The sequence below is a fragment of the Propionicimonas sp. genome, assembly GCF_047606205.1.
GTDB lineage: Bacteria > Actinomycetota > Actinomycetes > Propionibacteriales > Propionibacteriaceae > Propionicimonas.
Map to the genome: position 1 here is coordinate 1 of NZ_JASGES010000209.1, position 7919 is coordinate 7919.

Genomic DNA, 7919 nt, shown 5'->3' on the forward strand with positions numbered 1-7919 from the left:
CCGGGTGCCCTCCCTGCCGAGCTGGCGCCACGCGTCCGCGACCGGGGTGCCGGGCCCGGCGACGACGCAGGTCCAGCCGGCGTCGCGGACGGTCGCGGCCTGGGCGGCGTCCAGCTGTGTCGAGCTCGCCAGCAGCAGGGCCCAGCAGGTCCGGCCGGCCCGCGCCGCCTCGGCGAGGGCGCGGGCGTCCCCCGTGTCGACACGGCTCAGGATGGCGACCAGCAACTGCCCCTCCGCGCCCCTGCTGGTCGCGGCCAGCGCGTTCCTGAGCGTCGTGGCGCGGTCCAGGCCGAGGTCGGCCAGGTGCTCGAGCACCATGGACTCGCGTCCGGTGCCCACGCGGTGCGGCGCGACGAGGTGGCCGTCCGCGCCGACGAGGCTCAGGTCGAAGCCGTCGGCCAGGAGGTGGATCGCGATGGAGGCCGCTGCCGACACTCCCCACTCGAGCCGTTCGTCGTGGACCCGGGTGGAGTACCCGCGAGAGCGGTTGTCGATCACGATCGTCGCGCTCGGGTCCCACGAGCGTTCCTCCCGGCGCACCATGAGCTGCCCGGCGTGGGCCGTCGAGCGCCAGTGGATCCGCCGGACGTCGTCGCCCTGCTGGTACTCGCGGACCAGGACGTCGTCCGCACTGCCGAGGCCGGTCCGGAGCAGGCTGGTGTCGGTGGCAAGGCCCACCCCCGAGGCGCCACGCAGGTTGACCAGCGGCTCGACCCTCGGCGTGACCAGCAGCTCGGACTGGCCGGGGATGGTCTGGGTGGAGCGGGCGAGGCCGAGCCCATCGGCGACGGTGCGATCGAGCGGCCCGATCCGGTGCCGCCCGCGCCACCGTGGCCGTACCTCGTAGCTGATCGACTGCTGCCACAGGCCCAGCCCCATGGCGCTGCCGAACCAGCGGGCCGCGCCCAGCGCCTCGGGCAGCCGGTCGCGCACCTTCGCCACGCCGCCCACGCTGATCCCGCGGGGGTCGAGGACGAGGTGGACCTGCACCGGCTCGCCGACGCTGACCCGGTCGGGGCCCAGCCGCCGCGTGACGGTCAGCCCGCCGGAGCCGGGCACGAGCAGGAGCCGGCTGACCAGCGGAAGCAGCACGAGGAACAGTCCCGGCCACCACAGGTCGCGCTGGCCGTTCGCCAGCGCGACCACGCACCAGGCGACCCCGCCGCCCAGGACGGTCCAGCCACGGGCGGTCAGGTTCATGTCAGCGGCGACCGGTCGGGACGGGCACGGCACGGACCGCCGAGCGGACGAGGTCGGCGGGGCTCTGCCCGGAGAGCACCGAAGGAGTGTTCAGCAGGACCCGGTGCGCGAGCGTGGGGACGGCGAGGTCCGCCACGTCGTCGGGGATCACGTAGGGGCGGCCGTCCATCGCCGCCCTCGCCTTGGCCGCCCTCAGCAGCTGCAGGCCGGCGCGGGGGGAGGCGCCCAGGCGGGTCTGGGGCAGCGTACGGGTCTGGTCCAGGATCGCGACCAGGTACTGCTTGACGGCAGGGTGCACGAAGACCTTGCGCACGGAGGTGACCGCTCGCATCACCGCCGCGGCGTCGGTGGCGGGGCGGAGCGGTTCGAGCGGGTCGCCCTCCCCGTGGTGGTCGAGCATGGCCACTTCGGCGTCCGCGCTGGGGTAGCCCATCGAGATCCGGAGCAGGAACCGGTCCCGCTGGGCCTCCGGCAGGGGATAGGTGCCCTCCATCTCGATCGGGTTCTGGGTCGCGATCACCAGGAACGGCCTGGGCAGGTCGTGGGAGGTGCCGTCGACGGAGACCCGCCGTTCCTCCATGGCCTCGAGCAGCGCGGACTGCGTCTTCGGGGAGGCCCGGTTGATCTCGTCCCCGATCACGAGATTGGCGAAGATGCCGCCCGGCTTGAAGTCGAACGAGCCGGAAGCCTGGTTGTAGACCGAGACGCCGGTGATGTCGCTGGGCAGCAGGTCCGGCGTGAACTGGACGCGGCGCACCGTGCAGTCGATGGCCCGGGCCAGCGACTTGGCGAGCATGGTCTTGCCGACCCCCGGCACGTCCTCGATCAGGAGGTGGCCTTCGGCGAGCACCGCGGTGATCGCGAGGTCCACCGCCTCCGCCTTGCCCTCGATCACGGTCGCGACGGCTCCCCTGACCGCCTGCGCCAGTGCGAGCACGTCGGCGATCTCCCGCTCCCGGTCGGCGTCCACGCTGTCCTCCCCTCCCTGGCGCTCCACTCTAGGTGCCCCGGTCGCGGCGTGGGAGCGATGCGTTCACCTGCCGGTGGGGCGAAAACCCCGTCGAAGGGGTGTTCAGTGGAGGAAAGTGGAGTACTGTGGCGCTAAGTGGAGGAGAGTGAAGGGGGAGTGGACCCGTGTTCCTGGGCACCTACACCCCCAAGCTCGACGAGAAAGGCCGGTTCTTCCTGCCCGCGAAATTCCGTGAGCAGTTGGCCGCAGGGCTCGTCATCACCCGCGCGCAGGACCGTTGCCTGGCCATCTGGCCGACCGAGGCCTTCATGGCCGAGGTGGCGAACAGCGCGAGTGGTCCCACCACGGTCCGCGGGGTGCGGGACTACCAGCGCATGGTGGCCTCGGGCGCCTCGGACGAACTGCCGGACAGCCAGGGACGGGTCACCGTCCCGCCGCCGCTGAGGGCCTACGCGGGCCTCGGCAAGGAGATCGTCGTGATCGGGGCGTTCAACCGCCTCGAGGTGTGGGACGCGACCACCTGGGCGGACTACCAGGCAGCGCAGGAGGAGGCCTTCGCCGGCCTCGACGAGGGAACACCCGCCGTGGGCTGAACGCTCCCGGCACCGGCTCGTGCGGTTGCGGCTCCCGTCCGCGTCGCCGGTCCCTGGCGCACCTTCCCCGGTGCCAGGAACCGAGCAATGCGGACGGGAACCACGGCGCACGAGCCGAACGGTTGACAGGGACGACGGGCGGACGAGGGTCGAGCATGGGATCTGCGGGCGGGAGCGCCGGGGCCACCCACGTGCCCGTGCTGGCGGGACGCATCGTCGAGGTGCTCGCGCCCGCCCTGGCTGCTCCCGGGTCCACCTACGTCGATGGCACGCTCGGCCTGGGCGGCCACGCGGCGCTGGTGCTCGACGCCTGCCCGAACGCGCAGCTGGTGGGCATCGACCGCGATCCCGCGGCCCTGGCGATCGCGGGAGAGCGCCTGGCCCGGTTCGGCGACCGGGTCCGGCTGTTCCACGCGATCTACCACGAGCTTCCCGAGGTCCTCGCCGAGGCCGGGCTCCGCGCCGTCCAGGCGATCTGCCTCGACCTCGGCCTGTCGTCGCTCCAGATCGACGAGCGCGATCGGGGGTTCGCCTATGCGGTGGACGCACCCCTGGACATGCGGATGGACCCGGGCGCAGGGCTGACCGCCGCCACCATTGTGAACACCTGGCCGGCCGGCGAGATCGCCAGGATCCTGCGCACCTACGGCGAGGAGCGCAACGCCCGTCGGATCGCGGACCGGATCGTCACGGCGCGCGCGGAGGAGCCCTTCACGACATCGGCCCGGCTGGTCCGGGTGATCGCTGATGCGGTGCCGGCGGCGGTGCGGAACACCGGCGGCCACCCGGCCAAGCGGACCTTCCAGGCGTTGCGGATCGTCGTGAACGCAGAGCTGGAGTCGTTGGGGGGCGTCCTGCCTGCCGCGCTCGCCGCGCTCGCTCCCGGCGGCAGACTGGCCGTGCTGGCGTACCACTCCGGCGAGGATCGCCTGGTCAAGCAGGCCTTCGCCGCCGCCACCACCGACCGCGTCCCGGTGGGTGTCCCCGCCGTCCCGGACGCCTACCGCGCGAAGTTCTCCCTGCTCACCCGCGGCGCCGAGCGTCCCGGCCCCGCGGAGGTCGCAGCCAACCCGAGGTCCGCCTCGGCCCGGCTGCGCGCGATCAGCCGTAACCAGGAGGAGTCCGGATGAGTACCCCACGAAGCTCTTCTCCGCTGCGTGTGCCCGAACGACTCTCCGGAGGGCCGAGGTGACCGCCCAGCTGGCGCCCCGTCCCGAACGCGGCCGAGCCCGCCCCGAGACCGGCTCACCGCGGCCGCAGCTGCGCCCGGTGCCCCCGGCGCGCCGGCGGATGGCCACCGTGCCGTTCGTCGGTGTGGTGGCGCTGGTCCTCGCCCTCGGCATGGTCGGCCTGCTCGTGCTCACCACGGCGCTGCAGGACCAGGCCTTCACCGTCGAGGCCAGGCAGAGCGAGGCGGAACAGCTCGCCGACCAGCTCGCCGAGCTCGAGGCGCAGGCGGCGCAGGCACGCTCGGTGCAGAGCCTGGCCGTGGCCGCCCAGAAGCTCGGCATGAAGCCGAACCCCTACGGCGCGCAACTGGTGGTGCCGGACGGGTCGGTGATCGGCACGGCGCGGGCGGTGACGGGGGGCGAGATCCCTTCCGTGCGCTACCTGACGCCCGAGCAGGCCCAGGCCCAGCGCGAGGCCCTCGCCAAGGCGGAGGCCGAACGTCAGGCGAAGCTCAAGGCCCAGGCGCAGGAGCGAAAGAAGAAGGCCGAGGAAGCCGCCCGGAAGAAGGCGGCTGCGGAGAAGAAGGCGGCTGCGGAGAAGAAGGCGGCTGCGGAGAAGAAGGCCGCGGAAACGGCGAAGAAGGGGAAGCGACCATGAGCCGGCCCCTGGACCGCTTCTTCGCTCCCGCCCCCGCCCCGAAGGGAAAGCGGAAGGGTGCAGCCCAGCCTTCCCGGAAGGACGCAGCCACCGCCAGGGCGGCGGCGAAGCCGAGGCCCGCGGCCACGGCGGCACCGAAGCGGAAGCGTCGCCGTCGGGTCGCGCTGCCCCTGGCCCGCTCGACCGGACGGCTGCGCGCCCTGCTGATCGTGATCGGGATCGTCTTCTCCCTCGCCGCCGGCCGGGCCGTGCAGGTGCAGGCGATCGACGCGAGCAACGTCGCGGCCGAGGCGGCCGACCAGATGACGGTCAGCGAGGTGCTGCCGGCCTTCCGCGGCACCATCAGCGACCGCAACGGCGACGTCCTCGCCCAGACCGAGGACACCGTGAAGATCATGGCCGACGACAAGATGATCCGCACCAACGGACGCGGCAGCGCGGAGATGACCGAGTCGGACAAGGTCGCCGCCGCGGCGGCGCCGGGCAGGATCGCCGCCATCCTCGCCCAGTACCTCGGCGGGGCGGCCGAGGACTACCTGCCGAAGCTGACCGTCGTCGGCGCCGGCGAGTCCGTCCAGGTGATCAAGGAGAAGGTGACCGCGGCGACGTACCGGCAGATCAGCACCGCGATGAGTGCGCAGAAGCTGGTCGGGCTCTCCGCGACCAGCCAGCCCACCCGCGTCTACCCGAACGGCGTGCTGGCCGCAAACGTCCTCGGCTTCCTGAAGAACGACGGGACCGGCGCGTCCGGCCTGGAGTTCTCGCTGAACTCGATCCTCGCCGGAAAGGACGGCAAGGAGGCCTACGAGACCTCGCCGAACGGAAAGATCCCGCTCGGCGACAGCGCGCTCGTCGAACCGGTGAACGGCCAGGCGGTCCAGCTCACCATCGACTCCGGCATGCAGTGGCAGCTCGAGCAGATCCTCGGTGACCGGGTGCGGCAGAGCAACGCGACGCGGGCGACGGCCATCGTCACCAACGTCAAGACCGGCGAGGTGCTCGCGCTCGCCCAGTACCCGAGCTTCGACCCCAACGACGGTGGCGCCGCGGACCAGGAGAACGTGCCCGCGCGCGCCGCGACCGACCCCTACACCCCCGGCAGCGTGCAGAAGGTGCTGACCCTCTCCGCCCTGATCGACATGGGGCTGACGTCGCCCTCCTCGGTGGTGACGGTGCCGAGCCGGGTGAAGTCGGGCGACCAGTACATCACCGACGCGGAGGGGCACGGCACGATCAAGCTGTACACCCGCGGCGTCCTGGCCAAGTCGTCGAACATCGGCACGATCCTGCTGTCGCGCAAGGCCGACAAGGCTGCGTTGCACGACTACTACACCAGCTTCGGCCTCGGCCAGAAGACCGGTGTCGGCCTGCCCGGCGAGTCGACCGGCGTGCTCCCCGCCGCGAACATGCCCGACTACTCGCGGGACGGCCTCGCCTTCGGCGGCAGCGCGGTGTCGGTGACCATGCTGCAGGAGGCCGCCGCGATCGGGGCGGTCGCCAACGGCGGGGTCTACCTCCCCCTGAAACTGATCAGGTCGACCACGCTGGCCGACGGCACGGTCCAGGAGCAGAAGACGGCCGACCCGCACCGGGTCGTGTCCACCGAGACGGCGAACAGCGTCGTGGGGATGATGGAGACGATGGCGCAGGCCAGCACGAGCCACACCTTCGACGTCGAGGGCTACCGCGTGGGAGCCAAGACCGGCACGTCGAAGAAGTTCGACACCAGCTGCAACTGCTTCCGCGGCCTGGTCACCTCGGCGATCAGCGTCGCGCCGGTGCAGGACCCCCAGGTCCTGGTCTACGTGGTGGTCGACAGCCCCCTGCGCGGTTCGGCGGGCGGTTCGGTCGCGGGCCCCGCCGTCCAGGACGCCATGTCGGTCGCGCTGGCCCGCTACGGGGTCCCGCAGAACACGGGCAAGGTGCCGCACCTGCCGGTGTCTCCGGACAAGAAGATAAAGTAGCCGCCCATGTCGACGACCCCCGCGGTGCTCCGGCCGTCCGCCACCCCAGGGACGCTGCTGTCGGCCGTGCTGCCGCAGGCGCCGGCCGTCACGGTGACCGGGGTCAGCCTCGACTCCCGGTCCGTGCAGCCGGGCGACCTGTACGTGGCACTGCCCGGTCAGGTCACCCACGGGGCACGGTTCGCCGGCCAGGCGGAGGCCGCGGGTGCCGCGGCCGTCCTGACCGACCCCTCGGGGCTGGAACACCTCTCCGGGATCGCCGTGCCGGTCGTGGTGGTGGACGATCCGCGCGGCGAGATGGCCGGCATCGCCGTGCAGGTCTACGGCCGCCCCGCCGAGCGGGCCCGCCTGTTCGGGGTGACCGGCACGGTGGGCAAGACCAGCACGATGTGCCTGGTTGGCGCAGGGTTGAGGGCCGCCGGTCACACGGTCGGCACGATCGGGACGATCGGCTTCACGCTGGCGGGCCGGACGCTGGCCTCGCCACGGACCACGGTCACCACGCCGGAGTCGCCCGACCTGCAGGCGCTGCTGGCGCTGATGGTCGAACAGGGGGCTGACGCGGTGGCGATGGAGGTCTCCTCCCACGCGCTCGCGCTGCACCGGGTCGACGGGCTCACCTTCGACGTGGCCGCCTTCACCAACCTCGGCCGCGACCACCTCGACTTCCACGTGACGCAGGAGGCCTACTTCCAGGCCAAGGCGAGCCTGTTCCGGGACGGCCGCTGCCGGGCCGCGGTCGTGAACACCGACGACGAGTGGGGCCGGCGGCTGGCCGCCGAACTGCGCGAGGCGGGCTCGACCCGGCTGGTCACGACCGGAGCGGCGGGGGACTACCGACCGCTGGCCGGTGAGGTGGCCGCCGACGGGACCACCCTGGTCCGGCTGTCCACGCCGGAGGGCGAGCGCGGGTTCGCGCTCGGCCTGCTGGGCGGGTTCAACCTCGCCAACGCCGCCACCGCCGTCGCGATGCTCGACGTCGCCGGGGTCGACCTCGACCGCGCGTTGCCGGGGTTCGCGTCCGCCTTCGTGCCCGGCCGCATGCAGCGGGTCGACCTGGGTCCGGGCGCTCCGGGGGTCGTGGTCGACTTCGCGCACACGCCGGAGGCGGTGTCCGCAGCGCTCAGCGCACTGCCCCCCGGCCGCCGGATCGCGGTGCTCGGCTGCGGGGGGGATCGCGACCAGGCCAAGCGCGGCCCGATGGGCGCGGCGGCGGCGGCCTCGGCCTCGGTCGTCGTCGTGACCGACGACAACCCGCGCAGCGAGCCGCCGGAGGCGATCAGGGCACAGGTGCTCGCGGGCGCCCGCGCGGCGGCGGAGGAGTCCGGCGCGGAGGTGGTCGACGGCGGGCCACGGGCCGAGGCG

The 7919-nt window shown here is 73.0% G+C and carries 7 protein-coding genes; 5 read left to right on the forward strand and 2 right to left on the reverse strand.

The genetic code is table 11. The features are described 5' to 3' along the window. Nucleotides 1-1200, reverse strand: a 1200-nt coding sequence (locus tag QM633_RS13070; protein ID WP_415154202.1) for a DUF58 domain-containing protein, incomplete at its 3' end; no start/stop codon positions are given. 1 nt (nucleotide 1201) lies between these two features. Further along, nucleotides 1202-2170: an AAA family ATPase gene (locus tag QM633_RS13075; protein WP_415154203.1), complete on the reverse strand. Its 969-nt coding sequence runs from the start codon at nucleotides 2168-2170 to the stop codon at nucleotides 1202-1204. Between the two features lie 164 nt (nucleotides 2171-2334). Between QM633_RS13075 and mraZ the strand changes: the two genes are divergently transcribed. The 5 genes from mraZ to QM633_RS13100 form a co-directional block, all read left to right on the forward strand. Next, complete coding sequence (gene mraZ / locus QM633_RS13080) at nucleotides 2335-2763, forward strand: division/cell wall cluster transcriptional repressor MraZ (RefSeq protein ID WP_415154204.1); 429 nt, start codon at nucleotides 2335-2337, stop codon at nucleotides 2761-2763. Between the two features lie 155 nt (nucleotides 2764-2918). Further along, nucleotides 2919-3893 carry a 16S rRNA (cytosine(1402)-N(4))-methyltransferase RsmH gene (gene rsmH / locus QM633_RS13085; RefSeq protein WP_415154205.1) on the forward strand — a complete coding sequence of 325 codons (975 nt, stop codon included), beginning with the start codon at nucleotides 2919-2921 and terminating at the stop codon, nucleotides 3891-3893. 58 nt (nucleotides 3894-3951) lie between these two features. Continuing rightward, complete coding sequence (locus QM633_RS13090; protein WP_415154206.1) at nucleotides 3952-4590, forward strand: hypothetical protein; 639 nt, start codon at nucleotides 3952-3954, stop codon at nucleotides 4588-4590. After that, entirely contained in the window at nucleotides 4587-6554 is a 1968-nt protein-coding gene (locus QM633_RS13095) for a peptidoglycan D,D-transpeptidase FtsI family protein (protein WP_415154207.1), read from the forward strand. The genes QM633_RS13090 and QM633_RS13095 overlap by 4 nt, the downstream gene beginning before the upstream one ends. A gap of 6 nt (nucleotides 6555-6560) precedes the next feature. After that, the coding region (locus tag QM633_RS13100) for a Mur ligase family protein (RefSeq protein ID WP_415154208.1) at nucleotides 6561-7919 on the forward strand (1359 nt) is incomplete at its 3' end.